Genomic DNA, 25,958 nt, shown 5'->3' with positions numbered 1-25,958 from the left:
GCTTTTTTATTCGACTAGACTTACGGCATAAACCGATAGCCAATCCCGGTTTCGGTCAGAAAATGACGTGGACGAGCCGGGTCCCGCTCCAGTTTCTGGCGCAGGTGTCCCATATAAATTCGCAGATAGTGACTGTGTTCGACGGCGTTTGGCCCCCAGACCTGATTTAACAGCTGGCGTTGCGTCAGTACCTTCCCGGCATTATTCAGCAGTACCGCTAACAGGCGAAACTCAATCGGCGTCAGATGGATTTCCTCGTCACCACGGTGTACGAGGCGGGCGGCGATATCCACTTTTACGTTGGAAAAATGCACCACCGGTTCGGGAGACGCGCCGCTGGCGTGGCGACGCAATGCCACGCGCAATCGCGCCTGTAGCTCGCCAATACCGAAGGGTTTACTGAGATAGTCATCGGCGCCGGCATCCAGCGCGGCGATTTTATCGCTCTCTTCGCTGCGGGCTGAAAGCACAATTACCGGGATTGCGCTCCATTGCCGCAGGTCGCGAATAAAATCAATGCCGTCGCCGTCTGGCAGGCCGAGATCGAGAATGATGAGATCGGGTTTTCGCGTGGCGGCTTCCAGCAAACCACGTTGTAGCGTTTCCGCTTCATATACACGCAGACCATCGGCTTCCAGCGCAGTGCGCAGAAAGCGGCGAATGGCCTGTTCATCTTCAACAATCAGTACGTTTGTCACATATCCTCATGAAAATCTTCAAGTTCAGGGGGGATCTCCTGGGGTAGTGTAACACGGAAACATGCCCCCCCCTGGGCACGATTATGGGCGGAAATGGTACCGCCGTGCACGTCCACAATCGCCTGACAAATGGCCAGTCCCAACCCCACGCCGGGTACCGATGACTCTTTGTTTCCTCTGGAAAATTTGTCAAAAACGCGCTGTTCCATACCCGACGGAATACCCGGTCCATTATCCCAGACGTCCAGTAGCAGGTGCTCGCCATCAACGCTGGCGTCAATGCCGATTTGTGCCTGCGGACCCGCGTATTTTACGGCGTTCTCCAGCAGGTTGATCAACACCCGTTCAAAAAGCGGGCCATCGACATGGATCAGCGTCAACGGTTCGGGTAACGACAGGTTAATCGGAGCAGAGAGTCCTGGCTCCAGCATCTGCAGGGCGCTGCCCACCACCTCTTCCAGCGTTAACCACTCCTTCTTAAGATTAAAGCCGCCAGACTGAATTCGCGCCATATCCAACAGATTATTAACCAGTCGGGTGGTATTCAGCACGTGCTGGCGAATCTCACTGGCCTGGCGCGCATGCGGCGAACCTTCACTGGCCAGATCCAGCGTTAAAATCTCTGCCTGACCGAACAGCACCGTCAGCGGCGTGCGCAAATCGTGGGACAGGGCGGCAAGCAGCGCATTGCGAATACTTTCGCGTTCACTGGCAAACCGGGCCTGCTCTTCGCTGGCGGTCAGGGTCAGACGTTCCAGCGCACTGGCGACCAACAGGGTAAAGGTTTCCAGCAGGCGCTGCTGCTCGGGAATCATCAACTGACGCAGATTTCCCGGTTCCACTACCAGTAGCCCATGCGTTTTATCGGCGCTTTTTAGCGGTAAGATTTGGTACGGTACGCCCGGTAAGGTATCAGTGCCCGCGCCAGCCGGTTGCCCTTTGTCAAAACTCCATTGGGCAATGGCATCGTCCCATGGCGTCATGCCCTGTTGATGGGTGAGGGGAGCCAGCTTACCGTGTTCATCAGGTAATAAAACCTGACTGCGGGCCTGAAACGTTGAGGCGATAAACTGTTCGCTGGTCGCGGCGATATCCTTCTGGCTCCGTCCAACGGCTAACGCTTTCGACATCTCATACAGATGACGCGTACGCTGTTCCCGATAGCGCGCCACCCGCGCCTGATAACGGACGCCGGCGGTCAGATTACCGATAACCAGCCCGACCGTTAGCATTACGGCAAAGGTAAGCAGATACTGGACGTCGGAAACGGCCAGCGTCCCACGTGGGGCAATAAAGAAGAGATCGAAGCTGGCGACGTTAATAAAGGTTGCCAGTACGGATGGCCAGCGTCCGTAGAAGAGGGCGATAACCACCACACCCAGTAAATAGAGCATTACCAGGTTAGCGGCATCAAAAGCCATCAGCCACTGCATCGCGATCAGCGTAATGATGGCGCATAGCGCGACGGCAACCACACAACCCTGAATTTGTACCCGCCATTTATCTTTAAAGGTGCGGTTATCCGTAGTGGGTAGCGTCGGGCGTGAAGGCGGTTCGTCCAGCGCGACAATCATCAGATCGAGATCCGGTGCGCGATGGGCCAGTTTGTCGGCAAAGGAATCGCTGCGCCACCAGCGACGCGTTGTCGGACGCCCGAGCACAATTTTTCCCAGATTATGCTCGCGGGCGTAGCGGATTACCGCTTTATCTTCAGCAGGATCGGAAAGCGTGGCGGTTTCCGCGCCCAGCTCCTGGGCTAATCGCAGTGCGCTTAAGATCGCGCGCCGCTGTTTTTCGGGGAGTCGGTGCAGTGCCGGCGTTTCGACATACACAGCATGCCAGACGCTGCCGAGACGCGCCGCCAGCCGCGCGGCGGCGCGCACCAGTTTTTCGCTGCCGGTATTGTGCCCAATACACAGCAAAACGGCGTCGCGGGTATGCCAGACTTTTTCTTCCCCTGGACGCCCGCGCCAGGCGCGCATTTGATCGTCCACCCGATCGGCCGTGCGGCGCAAGGCCAGCTCGCGCAGCGCGATCAAATTACCTTTGCGAAAGAAATGCTCGATGGCTCTTTCCGCCTGACCTGCGATATAGACCTTGCCTTCGTTCAGGCGCTGGCGCAAATCATCGGGGGGAAGATCGACCAGCACCACATCGTCAGCGGCATCGAAGAAAGGATCAGGGACGGTTTCGCGCACCTGAATACCAGTGACGCCGCTGACCACATCATTGAGACTTTCCAGATGCTGGACGTTAACGGTGGTAAAGACATCGATACCGGCTTCCAGCAGCTCTTCAATATCCTGCCAGCGCTTTGGATGGCGTGAGCCTGGCGCATTACTGTGCGCCAGTTCATCCATTAAAATGAGCGCCGGACGGCGGGCCAGCGCGGCATCAAGATCGAACTCGCTGATGTGACGACCGTGACGCGCGTGTCGCTTTAGCGGCAGGATACTGAGACCGTCCAGCAGCGCGGCGGTCTCTTTGCGTCCGTGGGTTTCCACCACGCCAATCAGCACATCTAACCCCTGCGCCCGCAGCCGCTGGGCTTCCGTTAGCATGGCCCAGGTTTTCCCGACGCCCGCGCAGGCGCCGAAGAATATTTTTAATTTTCCGCGGTGCGGGGCGGTGGTCTGCTCCAACAGGCGATCGGGGTCGGGACGTAAGGGTTCGCTATGCATGTCCTTTTTCTCAGAGCTTATCCAGCGCTAAATTAAGTTCCACCAGGTTCACCACCGGCTGGCCGATAAAACTGACCAGCGGCTTTTGCGTGTATTGTGCAACCAGGCGCGACACCTCTTCAACGCTGAGGTTGCGGGCCTGCGCCACGCGAGGAATTTGCCAGGCCACCGCGGCGGGCGTCAGGTTGTTATCCAGCCCGCTGGCAGACGCGGTTACCAGCTCTAGCGGAACGGCTGGATTAGCCTGTGGATTGGCAGCGCGCAGCGCGGCAATCCGGCTTTGCAACTGTTTATCCAGTTCCGGGTTGCTGACGGCCAGGTTACTGCCGCCAGAAGCCATGGGATTATAGGGCATTTCCGCCGTCGCAGACGGACGCCCCTGAAAATAACCGGCGGCGGTAAAATGTTGCCCAATAAGCTCAGAGCCGCGAACAACCTGATCTTCGCGGATCAACGAGCCGTTAGCCTGGTGGGGAAACCACCACTGCCCCAGCGCGGTGGTCAGCAGCGGGTAAGCCCCGCCGGTAATAAGCATCAGGAAAATCAATGTTGATAATGCAGGACGTAATCCACTCATCTGAAACCTCACACCAGACCCAACAGGGTCAGCAGTAAATCAATCGCTTTAATACCAATAAATGGCACCACCAGACCGCCCAGACCGTAGATCCACAAATTACGGCGCAACATTGCAGATGCGGATAACGGCTTGTAGCTCACGCCTTTAAGCGCCAGTGGGATCAGAAAAACGATGATTAGCGCATTAAAGATAACCGCGCTGAGGATCGCTGAATCCGGCGAATGCAGTCCCATGACGTTAAGCGCATTGAGCTGCGGATAGGTGGCGGCGAACGCGGCCGGGATAATGGCGAAATACTTTGCCACGTCATTGGCGATACTGAAGGTGGTCAGCGAGCCGCGCGTCATCAGCATCTGTTTCCCAATGTGCACCACTTCAATCAGTTTGGTGGGGTTGGAATCGAGATCCACCATGTTGCCAGCTTCCTTCGCCGCCTGGGTCCCGGAGTTCATGGCGACCGCGACATCCGCCTGCGCCAGTGCCGGGGCGTCGTTGGTTCCGTCGCCGGTCATCGCCACCAGACGGCCTTCCGCCTGATACTGACGAATCAGCGCCAGCTTGGCTTCCGGCGTGGCCTCCGCTAAGAAATCATCCACCCCGGCTTCTGCGGCGATCGCGGCGGCGGTCAGGCGGTTATCGCCGGTTATCATCACCGTTTTGATCCCCATTTTGCGCAGTTGGGCAAAACGTTCTTTGATCCCGCCTTTCACAATATCTTTCAGGGCTATCACGCCCAGTACGCGGGAGCCTTCGGCTACCACCAGCGGCGTAGCGCCAAGGCGAGCGACGTTGTCGACCTTCTGCTCGACATCGGCGGGGAAGTGACCGCCGTTGGCTTCAACGTGACGACGAATGGCATCGACCGAACCTTTGCGGATCATACGGTTGTCGATGTTGATACCGCTCATCCGGCTTTGCGCGGTAAACGGCACAAAGGTCGCGTGCAGCGATTGCACGTCGCGAATACGCAGATTAAAGCGCTGTTTTGCCAGAATAACGATGCTGCGGCCTTCCGGTGTTTCATCGGCCAGCGATGAAAGCTGTGCGGCATCGGCCAGCGTTTTTTCGTCCACGCCCTGGGCAGGCAGAAAATCTGAAGCCTGACGGTTACCCAGCGTAATGGTACCGGTTTTATCCAGCAGCAGGACGTCCACGTCACCCGCGGCTTCGACCGCACGTCCGCTGGTGGCAATGACGTTCGCGCCCAGCATTCGGCTCATCCCGGCCACGCCAATAGCAGAAAGCAGACCGCCGATGGTGGTGGGGATCAGACAAACGAGCAGGGCAACCAGTACCGTGACGCTGACCGCGCTGCCGCCCCAGGCGGAAAACGGCCATAGCGTGGCGGTCGCCAACAGAAAGACGATAGTCAGGGCAATCAGCAGGATCGTCAGGGCGATTTCATTGGGGGTTTTACGCCGCTGCGCGCCTTCGACCATGGCGATCATCCGGTCGAGGAATGTTTCGCCGGGGTTTACGCTACATTCGATCACCAGCCAGTCGGAGAGGATGCGAGTCCCGCCGGTGACCGAGGCAAAATCGCCACCGGATTCACGAATGACCGGCGCAGACTCACCGGTAATCGCGCTTTCGTCTACCGATGCGCCACCTTCGATCACCTCGCCGTCACACGGGATAATATCGCCAGCTTCCACCAGCACAATATCGCCTTTACGGAGATCATCGGCAGGGACGTGATCCATGGCCGAGCCGTATTTTGGTTCGCGAAGTTTGCGGGCAAAGGCGGTTTTTTTCACCCCTTTCAGACTGTTCGCCTGTGCTTTACTGCGCCCCTCAGCCAGCGCTTCGGCAAAGTTAGCGAACAGGACGGTAACCCACAGCCACAGACTAATCGCGCCGGTAAACCACGGATTGCCAGGCATATAACCTGTTGCCATCGCCAGCGTTAACAGCGTGGTCAACAGACTGCCCAGCCAGACGAGAAACATCACCGGATTACGCCATTGGGTATGTGGGCTTAATTTTTTCACGGCATCCATCAGCGCCTGTGCGACCAGAGAAGGTTCGAACAGCGCCAGTTGCTTGCGACTCATAGTAATGTGCTCCGCATCACTCAGTGTAATGACAGGTATTCTGCGACCGGGCCAAGGGCCAGGGCAGGAACAAAGGTGAGAGCGCCAACCAGTAACACCGTACCGATTAACAACCCGACAAACAGCGTGCCGTGGGTGGGTAGCGTGCCAGGGCTGGCAGGCTGGATCTTTTTACTGACCAGCGACCCGGCAATAGCCATCACGGGTACGATCACGCCGAAGCGACCAAAGAACATGCACAGCGCCAGCAGGCAGTTCCAGAACGGGCTATTGGCGCTTAATCCGGCAAAGGCGCTACCGTTGTTGTTCGCAGCAGATGACACGGCATACAGCACTTCACTAAACCCATGTGGACCCGGGTTGAGCATGGCGCTGCGCCCGGCATCGGTCATCATTGCTATTGCTGTGCCAAGCAGGACCAGCGCAGGGGTGACCAGAATCGCCAGCGCGGTCATTTTCATTTCGCGCACGTCGATTTTCTTACCCAGGTATTCCGGTGTTCGGCCAATCATCAGCCCGGCGATGAACACAGCCAGCAATACGAACAGCAGCATGCCGTACAGACCTGAACCCACACCGCCGAAGACCACTTCGCCAATTTGCATCAGCCACATCGGCACCATTCCGCCGAGTGCGGTAAAGGAGTCATGCATCGCAATCACTGCGCCACAGGATGCCGCCGTTGTGACGACCGCAAACAGACTGCTGACCAGTACGCCAAAGCGGCTCTCTTTGCCTTCCATGTTGATATTGCTGTCTGCACCTAACTGCATCAGATGCGGGTTGCCCTGAACTTCGGCCCACATCACGACGGCTACGCAGATGACAAAAATGAGCGACATGGCCCATAACAGGGTCCGGCCCTGACGACGATCGCCCACCACATCGCCAAAGGCAAAACACAGCGCGGTAGGAATTAAGAAAATAGCCAGCATCTGTACCAGGTTGGTCAGTGCGGTTGGGTTTTCAAACGGATGTGCTGAGTTAGCGTTAAAGAAACCGCCCCCGTTGGTGCCGAGCATCTTAATCGCTTCCTGCGAAGCGACAGGTCCCATCGGCAGCAACTGTCTCACCCCTTCAAGCGTCGTGATGGGCTGATAGGGCAATACGTTTTGCAGCGCGCCTTGTTGAATAAAAAACAGGGCGATGAGCAGCGCAATCGGCACGAGGATCCACAGCGTAATACGAACCAGATCGACCCAGGCATTACCCAGCGTATCCATGCTCTGGCGCGTAAAGGCACGCGTCAGGGCAAAAATCACCGCAATACCGGTCGCCGCGGACAGGAAGTTCTGCACGGTCAACCCAGCCATCTGGCTGAAGTAGCTTAAAGTGGTTTCACCGGCATAAGATTGCCAGTTGGTATTGGTGACAAAACTCACCGCGGTGTTGAGCGCCAGATGCCATGAAAGTCCTGGAAGCTGCTGAGGATTCAGCGGCAGCAGGTTTTGCGCCATCAGCATCGAAAACAGGACCAGCAGGCCCAGTACATTGAGCGCGAGGATTGCCAGCAGATACTGCCGCCAGTTCATCTCCTGTTGCGAAATGCCCAGACCACGCCAGAGCTCACTCTCCACGCCAGCGAGGCCCGGCAGAGACGTATTATTGATGAGTCGGGCCAGCCCAAACCCCAGCGGTCTGGCGATGACAAACAGCACCAGCAAGAAACTGGCAATGAGTAAAAAACCTTGAGCCGCCATCAGAACGCCTCCGCATTAATCAGGGCATACACAAGGTAACCTAATAATAAAAAGACCAGCCCAATGCCGGTTATCACGCCTGCACTCACAGTGCACCTCCAGTGGCATAAATGTGATAACCAGAGCGTAGGTTTTTGCTTGCAAAGATTTCGCAAAAATCGGCGGGCGGGGTGTAAAAAAAGTATAAAAATGGCAAAGACCATTATTTAACTAATGGTTAGTATTAATTTAACTTTTATGTAACTTAATTACGGTTTTAAGCTAAACGGGGCATAAATAGATAAAAATAAGTGGTCGGATGAGTAGTAAAATTACACACAAGGCGGTATTATTTTCATCAGTTAACCAACTTTATTTTTCCGGTGCGATTCACCGAACAGTTATATGGGAGAGGATTATGGACTTTTATAAAGAATATCCAGCACACATTGTTTTCTTACGCCGTACCTTTGCCGTAGTGGCGGGCGTACTGGCGCTGCCGGTCATGCTGTTCTGGAAAGACCGTGCCCGTTTTTACAGCTACCTGCATCGCGTCTGGTCTAAAACCAGTGATAAGCCGGTGTGGATGGAGCAGGCTGAAAAAGCCACCTGCGATTTCTACTGATAATTAATGAATCCTAAAAGCCGCTGATATCAGCGGCTTTTTTGCTCATGATAGCTACACTTATCTCAGGAATGAAAAGGAGCGATCATGAGCGAGAAAATCCCTGTTGGTATCAGTGCCTGTCTGTTGGGGGAAGCGGTTCGCTATGATGGTGGGCATAAGCGCCTGGCCTTTGCTGTAGAAGAACTGTCGCCGTGGGTCGCGTTCGAACCCGTATGCCCTGAAATGGGGATCGGGTTACCGGTCCCGCGACCTGCGCTGCATCTGGTCAAAGAGGGCGAGGCTGTCTCCCTGCGTTTTAGTGATAAGCGCGAGGGGTATTTTCGTACGCAATTAAATTCTCGTCAGCGACAAGAGCTGGCCTCTCTCATTGACGGCTATCGACGTGCGACTCAACCGCTGCTTGCGCCAATAACATTACTCAAACACTATATGGCGGAATACCCGGATGCTTATCTTTCCGGGCAGCGCTATTTCAATCCCTGGCCAGAGGCTCTGCGTTTGCGCTACGGGCGTTAATTTTTTTCTTCAGGAGTGTTATGACCACCCATTTGGTCTGGTTTCGGCGTGATTTACGTCTGCACGACAACCTCGCGCTGGCGGCGGCTTGTCGGGATCGTTCTGCGCAGGTGCTGGCGTTATATATATCTACCCCCGGGCAGTGGAAGGCCCACGATATGGCCCCGCGTCAGGCGGCATTTGTCAACGCGCAGTTGAATGCGTTACAAGCGGCGCTGGCAGAAAAAGGCATCCCTTTACTGTTTCATGAAGTGGCTGATTTTGCGGCCAGCGTGGACACCGTCAAACGTGTCTGCCTGCAGTATGACGTCAGTCGATTATTTTATAACTATCAATATGAAATAAACGAACGACAGCGTGATGTAAACGTAGAGAAATCATTACCCCAGGTGGTGTGCGAAGGGTTTGATGACAGCGTGATCCTGCCTCCTGGAGCGGTGATGACCGGCAATCATGAGATGTATAAAGTGTTCACGCCGTTTAAAAATGCCTGGCTGAAGCGCATTAAAGACGGTATTCCAGAATGTGTGAGCGCGCCGAAAATGAGAGAAAGCGGTGTTCTTGACGCACCGTTAACATCAATAACGCTGAGCTATCCGCAGCAAGATTTTGATGCGCAGAGGTTTGTGGCAGAGGAAAAATTGGCCATCGCGCAATTACGCCAGTTTTGCCAGCAGGCTGCGGGAAAATACGAGCAGCAGCGTGATTTTCCCGCGATTGACGGGACCAGTCGATTATCCGCAAGCCTGGCGACAGGCGGGTTATCGCCGCGCCAATGCCTGAATCGACTGCTCGCAGAGCAGCCGCAGGCGCTTGAGGGCGGGGCGGGCAGCGTCTGGCTGAACGAGCTTATCTGGCGTGAATTTTATCGTCATCTGATGACGTATCATCCGGCGCTGTGTCGGTATCAACCCTTTATCCGCTGGACCGATCGCGTGCAATGGCAGAATAACCCGACGCATTTGCAGGCCTGGCAAACGGGTCAAACGGGTTACCCGATTGTGGATGCGGCGATGCGTCAGCTCAACGCCACGGGCTGGATGCATAATCGTTTACGCATGATTACGGCCAGTTTTTTAGTAAAAGACCTGCTGATCGACTGGCGTAAAGGGGAGCAGTATTTCATGTCGCAACTGATCGATGGCGACCTGGCGGCCAATAACGGCGGCTGGCAGTGGGCCGCATCCACCGGAACCGATGCCGCACCGTATTTCCGCATATTTAACCCCACGACGCAGGGCGAAAAATTTGACCGTGACGGTGAGTTTATCCGCCAGTGGCTGCCGGAATTGCGCGATGTGCCGGGTAAAGCCATCCATGAGCCGTGGTCGTGGGCGGAAAAAGCGCAGGTGACGCTCAACTATCCTCGCCCGATTGTCGATCACAAGCAGGCCAGACTGGCTACGCTGGCGGCATATGAGGCGGCGCGAAAAGGGTAAAGGCAGGGTGGATTTCTGCGTAATGCCTTCCAGCAAAATGAATTTGTTGCAGTTGGGCGCGTTTAGCGCTGAAGTGTGCGCGCAAGGTTGTTAATGCCCTGATGCAGATGCTTTTATCTGGCAGTAAAGTTCCGTCATCTTCATTCGGGTGATGGAACTTGATGACAATGCCAACAACCTCCACACCGCACGACGCGGTATTTAAAACGTTTTTACATCATCCCGAAACGGCGCGGGATTTTCTCGACATTCACCTGCCAGCTGAACTGCGGATGCTTTGCGATTTGAATTCGCTGAAGCTGGAGTCAGAAAGCTTTATTGAAGCGGATTTACGTTCGCGCTACTCCGACGTGCTCTGGTCTTTGCACACACGCAACGGTGACGGTTATGTCTATGTGGTGATAGAGCATCAAAGTTCAGCCGAGCCGCATATGGCTTTTCGTCTGTTGCGTTATGCGATGGCGGCGATGCAGCGTCATCTGGACGCAGGGCATAAGGAACTGCCTCTGGTGATACCGATGCTCTTTTATCATGGCTGCCGAAGCCCCTATCCGTACTCATTGTGCTGGCTGGATGCCTTTGCTGACCCCGTGGCGGCAAGACAGCTTTATTCCAGCGCATTTCCGTTGGTAGACATAACGGTGGTACCCGATGATGAGATCATGGCTCACAGACGAATGGCGCTGCTGGAATTAATGCAAAAACATATCCGTCAGCGGGATTTGCTGGGGCTGGTAGAGCAACTGGCCACGCTGCTACTTACTGGATGCGCTAATGACACGCAATTACAGGCGATGTTTAATTACATCCTACAATCTGGCGACGAATCTCGTTTTAATGAATTTATGCAGGAGATAGCGCAACGGATCCCCCAACATAAGGAGAGGCTGATGACTATTGCAGAGCGGTTACGGTTAGATGGATTACAGGAAGGGTTACAGCAGGGTAAACAAGAAGCCGCATTACGTATAGCGCAAACCATGCTGGAACAAGGTATAGATCGCACAATGGTGCTACTGGTTACAGGTCTTACTGAAGAGGAACTCGCAGAAATTCATGCATAATTACCTGAAAAAACAGGCCCGAATCTTATCACATCATCGGGCCTGTACACTCAGGACTCTACTGCTAACGCACGGTTTCTGAATTTCAGCGACTGGTACAGCCAAATCAGCAGCACCAGTACCACACAGGCCAGTGCGCCCCAGGTAATTTCGCTAAAGACGTCGATATAGGCATTGATGGAATAGTTGATGGCGCCGGCAGCGTCAAACGAACCTTGTGACGTCTGGTCGGCGATCACCCCAGCCAGGTAGTTGGCGATTGCGCCGGAAAGCAGCATATAAATGCCGGTTAATACACCGGTTACTCCGGGGATCTCAATGCGGGTAATTTGTGACATTGCCACCGGGTCGATAAACAGTTCCGCAAAGCCCATGACCGCCAGCCCCAATACCATCAGCGGCATGGAAGAGTGGCCGTAAGCGGCGGACCAGCGGGCACTTAAGGTCAGAATACAAAAACCGGCGCTCATTAAACCGAGACCAAGGGCAAATTTGCCCCAGATGCGTACGGTGCGATTGCCGCCTACGCTCTCTTTGACCACCCATGCCAGCACGATACCGCACAGCATAACCGCAAAGGCGTTAACCGACTGGAACATCGCGGTGGGTACGGAATACCCCAGAATGTCGCGATTAACAAAGCGGTCGATATACAGGCTGATTGAGCTACCGCCCTGTTGAGCAAAGGCCCAGAACAGCAGGCTAAAGAAGGTCAGCGTGACGATGAGTCCCAGCTCTTTGCGCTGCTTCTGGGTTTGCGCCTGGCGGTAAATCTTCGCCAGAACCGCCAGACCGATAACAGTAGCAACGATCAGGGCGTACACGGACCACTCTTTCCAGAACAAGACAGTAATCAGCAGTGGGGCGGCAACCAGCAGAACTAACAACCAGGCCCAGTTCGGCAACATGTATTTTTTCGCGCGCAGGACGGCCTTATTGACGCCGGTGGTATGGGCGAAATGGCGATTACCACATAAGAAAATCACCAGCCCTGCCAGCATGCCGATAGCGGCCAGCGCAAACCCCATCGCCCAGCTGTACTCTTCCTGCACATAGCCACAGGCTATCGGGGCAATGATTGAGCCGATGTTGCCGGCGGCGTAGAGCAGAGAGAACCCACCGTCGCGGCGGGGATCTTCAGGCTGATACAGTTCACCCAGCAGGCAACTGACGTTGGATTTAAACAGACCGTAGCCACAGACGATAATCGCTAGCGATAAATAAAGGAATGCCGGGGCCATTTCGCTGGCGCCCAACACCAGATGCCCCACCGCCATCAAAAATGCGCCGATCATCACCGCCATCCGGTTGCCGAGCACTTTATCTGCCAGATACCCTCCGAGAATGGGCGTGACGTAGACCAACGAGCAGTAGGCGCTGAACAGTTCGTAGGCGTGATTATCGTCGTACTTAAGCTGGTTAGTGAGATACAGAATCAGCAGCGCACGCATACCGTAAAAACTGAAATATTCCCAAATTTGTAGCGCGACAACGTAATAAATTGCCCGCGGTTGAGATGCTTGTTTATTCATTGTTTTCTCGAAGTAAATGTCTCGCAACAGGTTGAATGTGCTGTGCGGGCGTGTTTCCTTAAAGTTGTAACTTTGATACAGATCTGATTATTTTTGCAATATGCTGTCTGATTGCATAAATATACATGAATTAGATCGCGTGGTGGTATGCAAATTACGTTCTACAGTGGTGTGATTGTTTCTTAATGTGTCAGTGAAATGACTATCGACGAACGCAGGCGAGGACGCTATTTTAACCTAAGCTGTGTTGCTGATTGGGCAGGCAGAACTTATGACAACGAGGACGATGATGAAAAACACCGAACTGGAACAACTGATCAATGACAAACTGAACAGCGCCGCCATTAGCGACTATGCGCCGAACGGTTTGCAGGTTGAGGGCAAAGAGACGGTGCATAAAATCGTGACCGGCGTGACCGCAAGTCAGGCGCTGCTGGACGAGGCAGTGCGCCTGCAGGCCGATGCGGTCATCGTTCATCACGGTTATTTCTGGAAAGGCGAATCTCCGGTGATTCGCGGCATGAAGCGCCATCGTCTGAAAACGCTGTTGGAAAATGATATTAACCTGTATGGCTGGCATCTGCCGCTGGATGCCCATCCGGAACTGGGCAATAACGCGCAGCTTGCCGCGCTATTGGGGATTACCGTGATGGGGGAAATTGAGCCGCTGGTACCGTGGGGTGAACTCTCTATGCCGGTTCCGGGGCTGGAGCTGGCGTCGTGGATTGAAGCGCGTCTGGGCCGTAAACCGTTATGGTGCGGTGATACCGGGCCGGAAAAGGTGCAACGCGTCGCGTGGTGTACGGGGGGCGGTCAAAGCTTCATTGATAGCGCAGCCCGGTTTGGCGTCGATGCCTTTATCACCGGTGAAGTCTCAGAGCAAACCATTCACTCTGCCCGCGAACAGGGGCTGCATTTTTATGCTGCCGGTCACCATGCGACCGAACGCGGCGGGATTCGCGCATTAAGCGAATGGCTGAATGAAAATACCGATCTGGATGTCACTTTTATTGATATTCCTAACCCAGCGTAATAAAGAGGGACGAAAGTGCAGCGAGCGCGTTGTTATCTGTTAGGTGAGACTGCGGTAGTTCTGGAACTGGAGCCGCCCATTACGCTGGCGACTCAAAAACGTATCTGGCGTCTGGCCCAGCGTCTGGTTGATGCTCCGAATGTACGTGAAGCGATTCCAGGAATGAACAATATCACGGTGATCTTGCGTGACCCACAAACGCTGGCGCTGGATGCGATTGAACGCCTGCAGCGCTGGTGGGAAGAGAGCGAAGCGCTGGAGCCGGATTCGCGTTTTATTGAAATTCCCGTGAGTTATGGCGGTGAGTTTGGCCCCGATCTGGCAGAGGTCGCCCGGCACAGTGGATTAAGCGACAAGCAGGTTGTTGAACTTCATGCGTCAGTCGACTATGTGGTGTGGTTTATTGGTTTTCAGCCAGGGTTCCCCTATCTGGGGAGCTTACCTGAACCACTCCATACCCCCAGACGGTCAGAACCGCGTCTGCTTGTTCCGGCAGGTTCTGTAGGTATTGGTGGATCGCAAACGGGGGTCTATCCGCTTGCCACGCCTGGCGGATGGCAATTGATTGGGCGTACCTCCGTGTCGTTATTTGATCCAAAACGAGAAGAGCCGATCCTGTTGCGCGCTGGGGATACCGTGCGTTTTGTTCCGCAGAAGGAGGGGGTATGTTAAACATCATTCGTGCGGGCATGTACACCTCGGTCCAGGACGGCGGACGCCACAATTTTCGTCAATCCGGCATCAGCCACTGCGGCGCGCTGGATAAACCGGCGTTAAACGTTGCTAACCTGCTGGTGGGAAATGATGCGAATGCCGCTGCGCTGGAAATCACGCTGGGGCAACTGGTAGCCGAATTTGAAGCCGATGGTTGGTTTGCCCTGACCGGCGCCGGATGCGAAGCGCATCTGGATCGTGCTCCTGTGTGGAGTGGGTGGCGATTGCCGGTGAAAGCGGGACAGCGACTGACGCTAAAACGTCCACATCATGGTATGCGTAGTTATCTGGCGGTTGCGGGCGGATTTGATGTTCCCGAAGTCATGGGCTCGCGCAGCACCGATCTTAAAGTTGGCATTGGCGGGCTGGAGGGGCGTCTGCTGCGTGATGGCGATCGGCTGGCGATTGGGGTATCTACCCGGCAATTCAGCGGACCTCAGGGGGTAAAACAGCTGATGTGGGGAAACCACATTCGCGCGCTGCCCGGGCCTGAATACCAGGAATTTGACGAGGTCTCGCAGGCGTCTTTCTGGCGTTCGCCGTGGCAGCTTAGCCCGCAAAGCAACCGGATGGGCTATCGCCTGCAGGGGCAGCCGTTGACGCGTATGACCGATCGCGAGTTGCTGTCGCATGGCTTACTCCCCGGCGTGGTGCAGGTTCCGCATAATGGTCAACCGATCGTGCTGATGAACGATGCCCAGACGACGGGCGGCTATCCGCGCATCGCCTGTATCATCGAAGCGGATATGTACCATCTGGCGCAGATCCCGCTCGGTCAGCCGATTCATTTTGTGCAGTGTTCGCTGGAGGAAGCGCTTAAGGCGCGCCACGATCAGCAGCGTTATCTGCAACAGTTAACATGGCGACTTAATAATGAAAATTGATCTCAACGCAGACCTCGGTGAGGGCTGTGCTAACGATGCAGCGCTGCTGCAACTGGTGTCGTCAGCTAATATCGCCTGTGGATTTCACGCCGGTGATGCGCAAACCATGCTTTTAAGCGTGCGTGAAGCGCTAAAAAATGGCGTGGCGGTAGGCGCACATCCGAGCTTTCCGGATCGGGAGAATTTTGGCCGTAGCGCCATGACTCTGCCTGTGGAAACGGTTTATGCGCAGACGCTGTATCAAATTGGTGCGCTGGCAGCCATTACGCGCGCGGAAGGCGGCGTGATGCACCATGTGAAACCCCACGGTATGCTTTATAACCAGGCGGCAAAAGATCCACAGTTGGCGAACGCGATTGCGAAAGCGGTGCATGCCTGCGATCCTTCGCTGGTTCTGGTGGGGCTGGCGGGAAGCGAACTGATTCGCGCCGGGGAACATTATGGCCTGGTGACGCGTCAGGAGGTTTTTGCCGATCGGGGTTACCAGGCTGACGGCAGTCTGGTTCCGCGTAGCCAGCCTGGCGCATTGATTGAGGATGAAGAGCAGGCGCTGGCGCAAACGCTAGAAATGGTGCAATCCGGTAGAGTAAAAAGCCAGAGCGGAACATGGGCGAACGTGATAGCCCAGACGGTATGCATTCATGGGGATGGCGAGCACGCACTCGCTTTTGCCCGTCGCTTGCGCAGCGCATTCGAAGCATGCAATATTCAAATTAGCGCATAATTTTTTCATACAAAACAATAATATATTACACAACAACATAAGGGATTTAATTATGGGAGAGGTCATTTCTCTCTGGCCATTGACGGGTATCGCCGTCATTGTGGTCGGATTTCTTTTACGTTTTAACCCGGTATTGGTGGTCATTATTGCCGGGATCGTCACCGGACTGGCGGCGCATATGCCAATCGCTACCATTCTGGAAAAGCTGGGTGAGGGATTTCTCAACACCCGCAACCTGCCGTTTATCCTGCTGATCCCCCTGGCGGTTATTGGTCTGCTGGAGCGTCACGGACTCAAAGAGCGCGCTCAGGCGTGGATTGCCAAAATCCGCAGCGCCACCAGCGGCCGTCTGCTTATTGTCTATCTGTTTATTCGTGAGGCGACCGCCGCCTTAGGGCTGACCAGCCTGGGGGGACATCCGCAGATGGTGCGTCCGCTGCTGGCGCCAATGGCGGAAGGGGCCGCCGAGAAAAACCACGGTGAGATACCGGGCGCGGTTCGTTATCGTCTGCGCGCCATGTCTGCCGCGACTGATAACGTTGGGCTGTTTTTCGGTGAAGATATCTTTGTTGCCTTCGGTGCCATCATATTCATGCACAATTTTATGCTGGAATCGGGCGGGATCCAGACCGAACCGCTGCATATCGCCCTGTGGGGGATCCCGACGGCAATTTGCGCCTTCCTGATCCACGGCACGCGTCTGTGGCGGCTGGATAGCTATTTGCAGCGTGAAGTGGCGAAAGCGAATGCCGCAGCGAAAGGGGAAGCGAAATGAATTTTCAGCAAAGCTATCTCTACTGGCTGGCAGGCGCGGTATTACTGATTGTGGCGCTGATGTCGTGGCGGGATAAGGCTAACCCGCGTCGCTTAACCACCGGTTTGTTTTGGGGCCTGTACGGCGTTCTCTTTCTGCTTGGCGACTGGACATACTCGCTGTTTGGCGATAAACGCGCTGTGCATATTGCCGTCGGCGTCGCGGTGGTCATACTGGCCCTGATCGCCGGTTTCGGCGGCGTAAAGCTGGGAAGCTACCATCAACGAACGCAGCAACAGCGCGAAGAGAGCGCCAGTCGTCTGGGTAATCGCCTGTTTTTTCCGGCGCTGGCGATCCCGGTGGTAACCGTTATCGGCGTGCTGATGTTCAACCATATTCCGGGTTTACAGGATGCGCTGTTTGGGCCGGGTAATCATGCCACGCTGGTGACGCTCTTTTCGATGACCGCAGGTTCGTTGATTGGTCTGGCGATGGCGATAAAAATGACCCATGAGCGGGTGCATCAGCCGATTCAGGAAGCGCGCCGACTGCTGGACTCCATCGGGTGGGCATTCATCCTGCCGCAAATCCTGGCCACGCTCGGACTGTTGTTCACTGCGGCGGGCGTCGGCAGCGGCATTTCATATCTGACCCAGGAATATCTGGCGGTGGATAGCCGTTTTATCGCGGTGGCGGTGTACACCATTGGTATGGCCTTGTTGACGATGGTGATGGGCAATGCGTTTGCCGCTTTCCCGATCGTGACCGCGGGAATTGGTATTCCGATCCTCGTACTGCAACACGGTGGTAACCCGGCGGTGATGGCGGCGATTGGTATGTTCTCCGGCTATTGCGGAACATTGATGACGCCAATGGCGGCGAACTTCAATATTGTGCCTGCGGCGCTGCTGGAGCTACCAGACAAAAACGCGGTGATTAAAGCGCAGGTGCCAACCGGCATACTGCTGCTGTTGGTTAACGTTTTCCTGATGTATTTCCTGATGTTCCTGTAAGGAGGAAGGATGAAAACAGTACTCATCACGGGATTTGAACCCTTTGGCGGCGAGTCAGTTAACCCTTCCTGGGAAGTGGTCTCGGGTCTCGACAATGCTATCATCGATGGATGCCGTGTCGTTGCCCGCCAGTTGCCGTGCGTCTTTGGCGAGTCTCTCTCCGTACTCAATGCCGCGATTGACGCATTGTCGCCATCGCTGGTGCTGGCGGTGGGGCAGGCGGGTGGCCGAACGGATATTACCGTGGAGCGCGTGGCGATTAATGTTGACGATGCGCGTATTGCGGATAATCAGGGGCAACAGCCGATTGATGTACCGATTGTGGCCGATGGCCCTGCGGCGTGGTTCAGCACATTGCCGATCAAAGCGATGGTTGTCGCCATGCGCAACGCGGGAATTCCGGCCTCGGTTTCTCAGACGGCGGGTACCTTCGTGTGTAACCACGTGATGTATGGCCTGCTGCATAAATTACGCGACGTGCCGGCAGTGAAGGGCGGTTTTATTCATATTCCTTATCTGCCACAACAGGCCGCGCAGCACCCCGGTGCGCCAAGTATGGCGGCGGAAACAGTACGTCGGGCGCTGGAGGTCGCGATTGCCACCGCATTGCAGTTGGAAAGCGATATCGCGGTAACAGGCGGCGCAACACATTAACAAAGGACAGTATTATGCCTGAAGGCCCGGAGATCCGCCGCGCGGCGGATACCCTGGAGGCGGCAGTCAAAGGTAAACCCCTGACGGATGTCTGGTTTGCCTTTGAGCAGTTAAAACCGTATCAATCCCAACTCATCGGGCAGAGTGTTACCCAGCTTGAAACGCGGGGTAAAGCCTTGCTGACCCATTTTTCCAATGGCCTGACGCTGTATAGCCACAATCAGCTTTACGGCGTGTGGCGAGTGGTAGATACCGGCAACATTCCGCAAACCACGCGGGTGCTGCGCGTCAGGCTGCAAACCGAGGATAAAACTATCCTGCTGTATAGCGCGTCTGACATCGAAATGCTGACGCCACAGCAGCTCACCACCCATCCATTTCTGCAACGGGTTGGACCGGACGTGCTGGATTTGCGTTTAACGGCCGCAGAGGTAAAAACGCGTCTGCTGTCATCTCGTTTTCGCAATCGCCAGTTTTCCGGTCTGCTGTTGGATCAGGCATTTCTGGCGGGATTAGGTAACTATCTGCGGGTAGAAATTCTCTGGCATGTGGGGTTGACCGGTCAGCATAAAGCGTCACAGCTTAGCGATGAACAGTTGGATGCGCTGGCGCAAGCGCTACTTGATATTCCTCGCCTGTCGTATAACACTCGCGGCCAGGTCGATGACAATAAGCACCACGGCGCGCTGTTTCGCTTTAAGGTCTTTCATCGGGATGGCGAAGCCTGTGAGCGCTGTGGCGGCATCATCGAGAAAACGACACTTTCCTCGCGACCCTTTTACTGGTGTCCGGGCTGCCAGCATTAGGTGGACTGTCTTGGCGCATGCGCTGAAATAAAACGTGCCACCGCCGGACCGGTCAATAAAATACTGAACAGCCGCAGGGTTTGCATCGCCATGATTAGCGCTATATCGGCGTGGCTGCCAGCGGCAATTACCGCGACGGAATCCACTCCGCCAGGGCTGGTCGCCAGATAGGCGGTGAGAAAGTCGATTTGCATATAATGCGCCAGCCCCCAGGCCATCGCGGCACAAATCGCCATCAGTGAAAAAATGGACAACAATATTTGCGGCAGTGGCCGCAGCGCCATTAAAAAAATCTGTTTGTCAAAGCCAAGACCGATTTGCCAGCCAATCGCCATATACGCTATCGCCAGTAACCATTCCGGCAGTTCAATGACCATTATACCGCCTGCGTTTAGCAATGCGCCCGCCAGCATGGGCAGTAACATCACGCCGGAGGGGATACGCAGTAAGCGCCCGGCCACACCAGCAACTGCGGCCAGCAGTATGGTACTTAACAGATTAAGACTCAGCGGTGGAAACCAGACGATTTGCTGGCCGACCGTTTGTGCCTGTTCGCCCATGACAAATCGGGTGACCAGCGCGGCAGCGCCGACCACCAACAGTACGCGCAAATACTGCATAAACGCCACCAGGCGGATGTCAGCGCCATAATCCTGCGCCATCGCAACCATCGCGGCTGCCCCGCCAGGTGATGACCCCCACGCGCCGGTGTTCCCCGGCAGATTGCTGTAGCGAACCAGCAGCCAGCCGATCACCGCGCTGCTAATCAGGGTTGCCAGCAGGATGACAATCACCATCGGCCAGTGTGCCGCAAGTGTCGTTAAAATGGATCCGGTGAGGTTTTGCGCAATCATGCAGCCGAGAATGGCCTGAGCGGCAAGAAATGTGCAGCGGGGAGGGTGCAGGGAGATCCCGCGCATACTGAAAATGATACCGACAATCATCGAGCCGAGCAGCAATGCGCCTGGAAGATGTATCAACAGAAAGAACAGGGAAAGAAGGAGTGATAGCAGAAATAGCAGGCTCCACTGCAAAACAGGCATCCCATGCTCCTGAGTGAAATGAGGAAGATCTCAGTAAATCATAGAGAAAACGTGATGAGAATAAAATAATGTGGGTCAAGAATAAACAGACCGGACAGCGGCATTAACACCCTGTCCGGCCTGGAAGATACAAGGGAGTAGGCCGGACAGGCGAGAGCGCTATCCGGCAGACAATTAATGCTTAATATCAGACTTAAAGTCGCGCTTGTCGTAGCCGGTATACAGCTGACGAGGACGGGCGATTTTCATGCCGTCGGTGTGCATTTCGTTCCAGTGTGCAATCCAGCCAACGGTACGCGCCATAGCGAAGATCACAGTGAACATGGAGGACGGAATGCCCATCGCTTTCAGAATGATGCCAGAGTAGAAGTCGACGTTCGGGTAGAGTTTCTTCTCGATGAAGTACGGGTCGTTGAGCGCAATGTGCTCAAGCTCCATTGCCACTTCCAGCAGATCATCTTTGGTGCCCAGCTCTTTCAGCACTTCATGGCAGGTTTCACGCATCACGGTGGCGCGCGGGTCATAGTTTTTGTAAACACGGTGACCAAAGCCCATCAGGCGGAAAGAATCATTCTTGTCTTTCGCGCGGCGAACAAATTCCGGAATGTGTTTAACTGAGCTGATTTCTTCCAGCATTTTCAGCGCAGCTTCGTTGGCGCCGCCGTGTGCCGGTCCCCACAGGGAAGCAATACCAGCCGCGATGCAGGCAAACGGGTTCGCGCCAGAAGAACCTGCGGTACGTACGGTAGAGGTCGAGGCGTTCTGTTCGTGGTCAGCGTGCAGGATCAGGATACGGTCCATGGCGCGTTCCAGGATTGGATTAACTTCGTATTTTTCGCACGGCGTGGAGAACATCATGTTCAGGAAGTTACCGGCGTAGGAGAGATCATTGCGCGGGTAAACGAACGGCTGGCCGATGGAGTATTTGTAACACATCGCTGCCATGGTCGGCATTTTGGACAGCAGACGGAAAGCGGCGATTTCACGGTGACGCGCATTATTTACGTCCAGCGAATCGTGATAGAACGCAGCCAGCGCCCCGGTGACACCGCACATAACGGCCATCGGGTGAGAGTCGCGGCGGAAACCGTGGAACAGACGCGTGATCTGCTCGTGAATCATGGTATGGCGAGTGACCGTGGTTTTGAACTCGTCGTACTCCTCCTGCGTCGGTTTTTCGCCGTACAGCAGGATATAACACACTTCCAGATAGTTGGACTCGGTCGCCAACTGGTCAATCGGGAAGCCGCGATGCAGCAAAATGCCTTCATCACCATCGATGAACGTAATTTTGGATTCGCAGGATGCGGTAGAGGTGAAACCTGGGTCAAAAGTAAACATCCCCTTTGAGCCAAGGCTACGAATATCAATAACATCTTGACCGAGCGTACCTTTCAGCACATCCAGTTCAATAGCAGCGTCACCATTTAGAGTGATTTTTGCTTTAGTATCAGCCATTTACGGTCTCCTTAGCGCCTTATTACTTAAGACTGCGGAAGTCAGACTTGTTTTCGATACATCAATCAACCGTTACCAGTTTTTTATTCGGCTCGCCGCTCTGCGATAGAGGCGAAAACCAGGGTACAGAGCAATGGGCGCTTGCAGGTAAATCAGTTAACTCATGGTGAAATAGTAACAAATCAACAACTTAGCAATCCGAATTATTTAACCTGTCTATCACTAATAACTGTCCTGAAGGTATTGGTCAATACTTCCACACTGTTACATAACTAAATCTCCGGTGAAAGAGTGACCCCATAACTTTTACGCATTATATGCTTTTTCTGGTGTTGTTTGTAACAACTTTGTTTAATGATTGTCAAATCAGATGGTTAAAAATTAAAATAATGTTGTTATCGTGACCTATGTCACTGTTCGGGATAAAACCCGACAAACTATATGTAGGTTAATTGTAATGATTTTGTGAACGTCCTATACTGCCGCCAGGTCTCCGGAATACCCTGCAATCCCGAGCCAACCAGCGTTGTAACGTGTCGTTTTAGCAACTGGAAGCAGTGTTTTATATGACGCGTAGTTATAGTAAGGACGCTGTCTGACCCGCAAGCAGACCGGAGGAAGGAAATCCCGGCGTCTTTCAGACTACAGAAGTCTTATCTTCTGTGCCCGAAGTCCAAAGGGAATAATAAGAACAGCATGTGGGCGTTATTCATGATAAGAAATGTGAAAAAACAAAGACCTGTCAATCTGGATCTGCAAACGATCCGGTTCCCAATCACGGCGATAGCGTCCATTCTCCATCGCGTTTCCGGAGTGATCACCTTCGTGGCGGTCGGGATTCTGTTGTGGTTATTGGGTACCAGCCTTTCCTCCCCTGAAGGTTTCCTCACGGCGTCATCCATTATGAATAACTTCTTTGTGGAGTTAATCATGTGGGGGATCCTGATTGCGCTGGCCTATCACGCCGTAATGGGCATTCGCCATCTGTTGATGGATTTTGGCTATATCGAAGAAACCCTCGAAGCAGGGACACGCTCCGCCAAAATTTGTTTCGTTATCATTGTCGTGCTTTCACTTCTCGCAGGAGTCCTCGTATGGTAAGCAACGCCTCCGCATTAGGACGCAACGGCGTACATGACTTCATTCTGGTCCGTGCTACCGCTATCGTTCTGACGTTATACATCATCTATATGGTCGGCTTCTTCGCCACCAGCGGCGAGTTGACCTTTGAAGTCTGGACCGGTTTCTTCTCATCGGCATTCACCAAAGTCTTCACCCTGCTGGCGCTTTTTTCCATCTTGATTCATGCCTGGATTGGCATGTGGCAGGTGTTGACCGACTACGTTAAACCGCTGGCTGTACGCCTGATTCTGCAACTGGCTATCGTCATTGCGCTGGTGGTTTACGTCATTTATGGATTTGTTGTGGTGTGGGGTGTGTAATGAAACTGCCAGTCAGAGAATTTGATGCTGTTGTGATTGGTGCCGGTGGCGCAGGTATGCGCGCGGCGCTGCAAATTTCCCAGAGCGGACAGACCTGTGCGCTGCTCTCCAAAGTATTTCCAACCCGTTCCCATACCGTATCCGCGCAGGGTGGCATCACCGTGGCGCTCGGTAATACCCATGAAGATAACTGGGAATGGCACATGTACGACACCGTCAAAGGGTCGGACTACATTGGCGATCAGGACGCAATTGAATATATGTGTAAAACCGGCCCGGAAGCGATTCTGGAGCTGGACCATATGGGCCTGCCGTTCTCTCGTCTCGATAATGGCACCATTTATCAACGTCCGTTTGGCGGTCAGTCGAAAAACTTCGGCGGCGAGCAGGCGGCTCGTACCGCCGCAGCGGCAGACCGTACCGGCCACGCGCTACTGCATACCCTGTATCAGCAGAACCTGAAAAACCACACCACCATCTTTTCTGAGTGGTATGCGTTGGACCTGGTAAAGAACGCTGACGGCGCGATTGTCGGTTGTACCGCACTGTGTATCGAAACCGGTGAAGTGGTTTACTTTAAAGCCCGCGCAACCGTACTGGCCACCGGCGGCGCAGGCCGTATTTATCAATCCACTACTAACGCCCACATCAATACCGGTGACGGCGTCGGTATGGCTATCCGCGCTGGCGTGCCGGTGCAGGATATGGAGATGTGGCAGTTCCACCCCACCGGTATCGCCGGCGCGGGCGTGCTGGTCACAGAAGGCTGCCGCGGTGAAGGCGGCTATCTGCTGAACAAACACGGCGAGCGCTTCATGGAGCGTTATGCCCCGAATGCGAAAGATCTGGCGGGTCGTGACGTGGTGGCGCGTTCCATCATGATCGAAATCCGTGAAGGCCGCGGCTGTGATGGCCCGTGGGGTCCGCACGCCAAGCTGAAACTCGATCATCTGGGTAAAGAAGTGCTGGAGTCCCGGCTGCCGGGTATTCTCGAACTGTCTCGTACGTTTGCCCACGTTGACCCGGTGAAAGAGCCGATCCCGGTAATTCCTACCTGTCACTATATGATGGGCGGTATCCCGACCAAAGTAACCGGTCAGGCGTTGACCGTAAACGAGCAGGGCGAAGATGTGGTGATTCCGGGGCTGTTTGCGGTAGGCGAAATCGCCTGCGTATCGGTTCACGGCGCCAACCGTCTGGGCGGCAACTCGCTGCTGGATCTGGTGGTCTTTGGTCGTGCGGTAGGTCTGCATCTGCAGGAATCTATCGCGGAACAGGGCGACCTGCTGGATGCGACGGAAGACGAGATCGATGCTTCTCTGGCCCGTCTGAATCGCTGGAACGGCAACCGTAACGGCGAAGATCCAGTGGCCATTCGCAAAGCGCTGCAGGAATGTATGCAGCATAACTTCTCGGTATTCCGCGAAGGCGATGCGATGGCGAAAGGACTGGAAGAGCTGAAAGCGATTCGTGAGCGTCTGAAAAACGCCCGTCTGGATGATACCTCCAGTGAATTTAACACCCAGCGCGTTGAGTGTCTGGAGCTGGATAACCTGATGGAAACCGCTTACGCCACCGCAGTCTCTGCAAACTTCCGTACCGAAAGCCGTGGCGCGCATAGCCGCTTCGACTTCCCGGAACGTGATGATGAAAACTGGCTGTGCCATTCCCTGTATCTGCCAGAGTCGGAAACCATGACGCGACGTCAAGTCAATATGGAACCGAAGCTGCGCCCGGCATTCCCGCCGAAGATTCGTACTTATTAATGCGGAGACAGGACAATGAAACTCGAGTTTTCAGTTTATCGCTATAACCCGGATGTTGACGATGCTCCGCGTATGCAGGATTACACCCTGGAGGCGGAAGAAGGGCGCGACATGATGCTGCTGGATGCATTAATGCAGCTGAAGGAAAAAGATCCGTCGCTGTCGTTTCGTCGTTCCTGCCGTGAAGGGGTCTGCGGCTCCGACGGTCTGAACATGAACGGCAAAAATGGACTGGCCTGTATCACACCTGTTTCTGCGCTGAATCAGCCGGGCAAGAAGATTGTCATTCGCCCGCTGCCGGGTTTACCGGTTGTGCGCGATTTGGTGGTAGACATGGGACAATTCTACGCACAGTATGAGAAGATTAAGCCTTACTTGTTGAATAATGGGAAAAATCCACCGGCTCGTGAGCATTTACAAATGCCAGAGCAGCGTGAGAAGCTCGATGGGCTGTATGAATGTATTTTGTGTGCATGCTGCTCAACGTCCTGCCCATCATTCTGGTGGAATCCGGACAAGTTCATCGGTCCGGCAGGTCTGCTGGCCGCGTATCGCTTCCTGATTGACAGCCGCGATACCGAGACCGACAGCCGCCTGGAAGGTTTAAGTGACGCTTTCAGCGTATTCCGCTGTCACAGCATCATGAACTGCGTCAGCGTATGTCCTAAGGGGCTAAACCCTACGCGCGCCATCGGCCATATTAAGTCGATGCTGCTCAAGCGTAGTGCGTAAGTTGTTGTAGTGGTTGCCGGATGGCGACGTACCGTCTTATCCGGCCTACGGGTTACGTACCTTG

General features: G+C 54.5%; 25 protein-coding genes and 1 pseudogene. 16 read left to right on the top strand and 10 right to left on the bottom strand.

Translation table 11 applies throughout. The annotated features are described in order from the left end of the window. Window positions 1-20 precede the first annotated feature (20 nt). The 6 genes from kdpE to kdpF are packed head-to-tail and all read right to left on the bottom strand — an operon-like array spanning window position 21 to window position 7,802. Window positions 21-698: a two-component system response regulator KdpE gene (gene kdpE, locus FDW97_RS10610; RefSeq protein WP_038638835.1), complete on the bottom strand. Its 678-nt coding sequence runs from the start codon at window positions 696-698 to the stop codon at window positions 21-23. Beyond that, window positions 695-3,379, bottom strand: a complete 2,685-nt coding sequence (kdpD, locus tag FDW97_RS10605; protein ID WP_137351025.1) for a two-component system sensor histidine kinase KdpD — start codon at window positions 3,377-3,379, stop codon at window positions 695-697. The genes kdpE and kdpD overlap by 4 nt, the downstream gene beginning before the upstream one ends. 10 nt (window positions 3,380-3,389) lie before the next feature. Beyond that, complete coding sequence (gene kdpC / locus FDW97_RS10600; protein ID WP_137351024.1) at window positions 3,390-3,956, bottom strand: potassium-transporting ATPase subunit KdpC; 567 nt, start codon at window positions 3,954-3,956, stop codon at window positions 3,390-3,392. A gap of 8 nt (window positions 3,957-3,964) precedes the next feature. Continuing rightward, window positions 3,965-6,013: a potassium-transporting ATPase subunit KdpB gene (gene kdpB, locus FDW97_RS10595; protein ID WP_085047503.1), complete on the bottom strand. Its 2,049-nt coding sequence runs from the start codon at window positions 6,011-6,013 to the stop codon at window positions 3,965-3,967. 20 nt (window positions 6,014-6,033) lie between these two features. Then, window positions 6,034-7,713: a potassium-transporting ATPase subunit KdpA gene (gene kdpA, locus FDW97_RS10590; protein WP_137351023.1), complete on the bottom strand. Its 1,680-nt coding sequence runs from the start codon at window positions 7,711-7,713 to the stop codon at window positions 6,034-6,036. Beyond that, window positions 7,713-7,802, bottom strand: coding sequence for a K(+)-transporting ATPase subunit F (gene kdpF, locus FDW97_RS10585; protein ID WP_077949339.1), 90 nt, complete (start codon window positions 7,800-7,802; stop codon window positions 7,713-7,715). Before kdpF ends, kdpA begins: the two co-directional genes overlap by 1 nt. Window positions 7,803-8,110: 308 nt before the next feature. On the opposite strand from kdpF, the gene FDW97_RS10580 reads away from it, so the two are divergent. The 4 genes from FDW97_RS10580 (at window position 8,111) to FDW97_RS10565 (ending at window position 11,339) form a co-directional block, all read left to right on the top strand. Beyond that, window positions 8,111-8,317 carry a YbfA family protein gene (locus FDW97_RS10580; RefSeq protein ID WP_003022870.1) on the top strand — a complete coding sequence of 69 codons (207 nt, stop codon included), beginning with the start codon at window positions 8,111-8,113 and terminating at the stop codon, window positions 8,315-8,317. A gap of 87 nt (window positions 8,318-8,404) precedes the next feature. Continuing rightward, on the top strand, window positions 8,405-8,836 hold the full coding sequence (locus FDW97_RS10575) for a DUF523 and DUF1722 domain-containing protein (RefSeq protein ID WP_085047501.1): 432 nt from the start codon (window positions 8,405-8,407) through the stop codon (window positions 8,834-8,836). A gap of 20 nt (window positions 8,837-8,856) precedes the next feature. Further along, complete coding sequence (phrB, locus tag FDW97_RS10570) at window positions 8,857-10,275, top strand: deoxyribodipyrimidine photo-lyase (protein ID WP_137351022.1); 1,419 nt, start codon at window positions 8,857-8,859, stop codon at window positions 10,273-10,275. 161 nt (window positions 10,276-10,436) lie between these two features. Next, on the top strand, window positions 10,437-11,339 hold the full coding sequence (locus FDW97_RS10565; RefSeq protein ID WP_137351021.1) for an Rpn family recombination-promoting nuclease/putative transposase: 903 nt from the start codon (window positions 10,437-10,439) through the stop codon (window positions 11,337-11,339). 50 nt (window positions 11,340-11,389) lie between these two features. Here the strand turns inward: FDW97_RS10565 and dtpD are convergent, their stop codons facing one another. Further along, window positions 11,390-12,871, bottom strand: coding sequence for a dipeptide permease DtpD (gene dtpD / locus FDW97_RS10560; RefSeq protein WP_137351020.1), 1,482 nt, complete (start codon window positions 12,869-12,871; stop codon window positions 11,390-11,392). 289 nt (window positions 12,872-13,160) lie between these two features. On the opposite strand from dtpD, the gene ybgI reads away from it, so the two are divergent. From ybgI to nei, 8 genes are read left to right on the top strand one after another with little or no spacing between them, the layout of a single operon-like run. Then, window positions 13,161-13,904, top strand: coding sequence for a radiation resistance protein YbgI (gene ybgI, locus FDW97_RS10555; RefSeq protein WP_016152273.1), 744 nt, complete (start codon window positions 13,161-13,163; stop codon window positions 13,902-13,904). Window positions 13,905-13,919: 15 nt separating this feature from the next. Beyond that, window positions 13,920-14,576 carry a 5-oxoprolinase subunit PxpB gene (gene pxpB / locus FDW97_RS10550; protein WP_137351019.1) on the top strand — a complete coding sequence of 219 codons (657 nt, stop codon included), beginning with the start codon at window positions 13,920-13,922 and terminating at the stop codon, window positions 14,574-14,576. Then, window positions 14,570-15,502 (top strand): 5-oxoprolinase subunit PxpC, encoded by a 933-nt coding sequence (pxpC, locus tag FDW97_RS10545; RefSeq protein WP_137351018.1) that lies wholly within the window; start codon window positions 14,570-14,572, stop codon window positions 15,500-15,502. Before pxpB ends, pxpC begins: the two co-directional genes overlap by 7 nt. Continuing rightward, window positions 15,492-16,226: a 5-oxoprolinase subunit PxpA gene (pxpA, locus tag FDW97_RS10540; RefSeq protein WP_137351017.1), complete on the top strand. Its 735-nt coding sequence runs from the start codon at window positions 15,492-15,494 to the stop codon at window positions 16,224-16,226. Before pxpC ends, pxpA begins: the two co-directional genes overlap by 11 nt. 52 nt (window positions 16,227-16,278) lie before the next feature. Beyond that, window positions 16,279-17,001: a DUF969 domain-containing protein gene (locus FDW97_RS10535; protein WP_003831395.1), complete on the top strand. Its 723-nt coding sequence runs from the start codon at window positions 16,279-16,281 to the stop codon at window positions 16,999-17,001. Beyond that, window positions 16,998-17,993 (top strand): DUF979 domain-containing protein, encoded by a 996-nt coding sequence (locus tag FDW97_RS10530; protein ID WP_038638872.1) that lies wholly within the window; start codon window positions 16,998-17,000, stop codon window positions 17,991-17,993. Before FDW97_RS10535 ends, FDW97_RS10530 begins: the two co-directional genes overlap by 4 nt. Before the next feature lie 9 nt (window positions 17,994-18,002). Beyond that, window positions 18,003-18,647 (top strand): pyroglutamyl-peptidase I, encoded by a 645-nt coding sequence (gene pcp / locus FDW97_RS10525; RefSeq protein WP_038638875.1) that lies wholly within the window; start codon window positions 18,003-18,005, stop codon window positions 18,645-18,647. A 14-nt stretch (window positions 18,648-18,661) separates the two neighbouring features. After that, complete coding sequence (gene nei, locus FDW97_RS10520) at window positions 18,662-19,453, top strand: endonuclease VIII (RefSeq protein ID WP_121528773.1); 792 nt, start codon at window positions 18,662-18,664, stop codon at window positions 19,451-19,453. On the opposite strand, the gene FDW97_RS10515 is transcribed toward nei, so the two are convergent. From FDW97_RS10515 to FDW97_RS23520, 3 genes and pseudogenes are all read right to left on the bottom strand, one after another. Next, window positions 19,450-20,496 carry an AbrB family transcriptional regulator gene (locus FDW97_RS10515; RefSeq protein ID WP_137351016.1) on the bottom strand — a complete coding sequence of 349 codons (1,047 nt, stop codon included), beginning with the start codon at window positions 20,494-20,496 and terminating at the stop codon, window positions 19,450-19,452. The genes nei and FDW97_RS10515 overlap by 4 nt on opposite strands. Window positions 20,497-20,670: 174 nt before the next feature. Next, entirely contained in the window at window positions 20,671-21,954 is a 1,284-nt protein-coding gene (locus tag FDW97_RS10510; protein WP_137351015.1) for a citrate synthase, read from the bottom strand. 203 nt (window positions 21,955-22,157) lie between these two features. Next, window positions 22,158-22,268: pseudogene (locus FDW97_RS23520) on the bottom strand (hypothetical protein). A 382-nt stretch (window positions 22,269-22,650) separates the two neighbouring features. Between FDW97_RS23520 and sdhC the strand changes: the two are divergent. From sdhC to sdhB, 4 genes are read left to right on the top strand one after another with little or no spacing between them, the layout of a single operon-like run. Then, entirely contained in the window at window positions 22,651-23,055 is a 405-nt protein-coding gene (sdhC, locus tag FDW97_RS10505; protein ID WP_042309715.1) for a succinate dehydrogenase cytochrome b556 subunit, read from the top strand. After that, window positions 23,049-23,396 (top strand): succinate dehydrogenase membrane anchor subunit, encoded by a 348-nt coding sequence (gene sdhD, locus FDW97_RS10500; RefSeq protein WP_137351014.1) that lies wholly within the window; start codon window positions 23,049-23,051, stop codon window positions 23,394-23,396. The genes sdhC and sdhD overlap by 7 nt, the downstream gene beginning before the upstream one ends. Continuing rightward, entirely contained in the window at window positions 23,396-25,162 is a 1,767-nt protein-coding gene (gene sdhA, locus FDW97_RS10495) for a succinate dehydrogenase flavoprotein subunit (protein WP_038638885.1), read from the top strand. Before sdhD ends, sdhA begins: the two co-directional genes overlap by 1 nt. 15 nt (window positions 25,163-25,177) lie before the next feature. Further along, a complete protein-coding gene (gene sdhB / locus FDW97_RS10490) occupies window positions 25,178-25,894 on the top strand; it encodes a succinate dehydrogenase iron-sulfur subunit SdhB (RefSeq protein ID WP_038638888.1) in 717 nt (238 codons plus the stop codon). Window positions 25,895-25,958: the final 64 nt, after the last annotated feature.

It is taken from the genome of Citrobacter sp. wls708 (assembly GCF_005281255.1).
Classification (GTDB): Bacteria; Pseudomonadota; Gammaproteobacteria; order Enterobacterales; family Enterobacteriaceae; genus Citrobacter; species Citrobacter werkmanii.
This window is presented reverse-complemented; position numbering and strand designations above follow the sequence as displayed.

Excerpts from the sequence above, each read along its gene's own strand:
- kdpD (WP_137351025.1), bottom strand. The coding sequence starts at position 3,379 with ATGCATAGCGAACCCTTACGTCCCGACCCCGATCGCCTGTTGGAGCAG.
- kdpC (WP_137351024.1), bottom strand. The coding sequence starts at position 3,956 with ATGAGTGGATTACGTCCTGCATTATCAACATTGATTTTCCTGATGCTT.
- kdpB (WP_085047503.1), bottom strand. The coding sequence starts at position 6,013 with ATGAGTCGCAAGCAACTGGCGCTGTTCGAACCTTCTCTGGTCGCACAG.
- kdpA (WP_137351023.1), bottom strand. The coding sequence starts at position 7,713 with ATGGCGGCTCAAGGTTTTTTACTCATTGCCAGTTTCTTGCTGGTGCTG.
- FDW97_RS10580 (WP_003022870.1), top strand. The coding sequence starts at position 8,111 with ATGGACTTTTATAAAGAATATCCAGCACACATTGTTTTCTTACGCCGT.
- FDW97_RS10575 (WP_085047501.1), top strand. The coding sequence starts at position 8,405 with ATGAGCGAGAAAATCCCTGTTGGTATCAGTGCCTGTCTGTTGGGGGAA.
- phrB (WP_137351022.1), top strand. The coding sequence starts at position 8,857 with ATGACCACCCATTTGGTCTGGTTTCGGCGTGATTTACGTCTGCACGAC.
- FDW97_RS10565 (WP_137351021.1), top strand. The coding sequence starts at position 10,437 with ATGACAATGCCAACAACCTCCACACCGCACGACGCGGTATTTAAAACG.
- dtpD (WP_137351020.1), bottom strand. The coding sequence starts at position 12,871 with ATGAATAAACAAGCATCTCAACCGCGGGCAATTTATTACGTTGTCGCG.
- ybgI (WP_016152273.1), top strand. The coding sequence starts at position 13,161 with ATGAAAAACACCGAACTGGAACAACTGATCAATGACAAACTGAACAGC.
- pxpC (WP_137351018.1), top strand. The coding sequence starts at position 14,570 with ATGTTAAACATCATTCGTGCGGGCATGTACACCTCGGTCCAGGACGGC.
- pxpA (WP_137351017.1), top strand. The coding sequence starts at position 15,492 with ATGAAAATTGATCTCAACGCAGACCTCGGTGAGGGCTGTGCTAACGAT.
- FDW97_RS10535 (WP_003831395.1), top strand. The coding sequence starts at position 16,279 with ATGGGAGAGGTCATTTCTCTCTGGCCATTGACGGGTATCGCCGTCATT.
- FDW97_RS10530 (WP_038638872.1), top strand. The coding sequence starts at position 16,998 with ATGAATTTTCAGCAAAGCTATCTCTACTGGCTGGCAGGCGCGGTATTA.
- pcp (WP_038638875.1), top strand. The coding sequence starts at position 18,003 with ATGAAAACAGTACTCATCACGGGATTTGAACCCTTTGGCGGCGAGTCA.
- nei (WP_121528773.1), top strand. The coding sequence starts at position 18,662 with ATGCCTGAAGGCCCGGAGATCCGCCGCGCGGCGGATACCCTGGAGGCG.
- FDW97_RS10515 (WP_137351016.1), bottom strand. The coding sequence starts at position 20,496 with ATGCCTGTTTTGCAGTGGAGCCTGCTATTTCTGCTATCACTCCTTCTT.
- FDW97_RS10510 (WP_137351015.1), bottom strand. The coding sequence starts at position 21,954 with ATGGCTGATACTAAAGCAAAAATCACTCTAAATGGTGACGCTGCTATT.
- sdhC (WP_042309715.1), top strand. The coding sequence starts at position 22,651 with ATGTGGGCGTTATTCATGATAAGAAATGTGAAAAAACAAAGACCTGTC.
- sdhD (WP_137351014.1), top strand. The coding sequence starts at position 23,049 with ATGGTAAGCAACGCCTCCGCATTAGGACGCAACGGCGTACATGACTTC.
- sdhA (WP_038638885.1), top strand. The coding sequence starts at position 23,396 with ATGAAACTGCCAGTCAGAGAATTTGATGCTGTTGTGATTGGTGCCGGT.
- sdhB (WP_038638888.1), top strand. The coding sequence starts at position 25,178 with ATGAAACTCGAGTTTTCAGTTTATCGCTATAACCCGGATGTTGACGAT.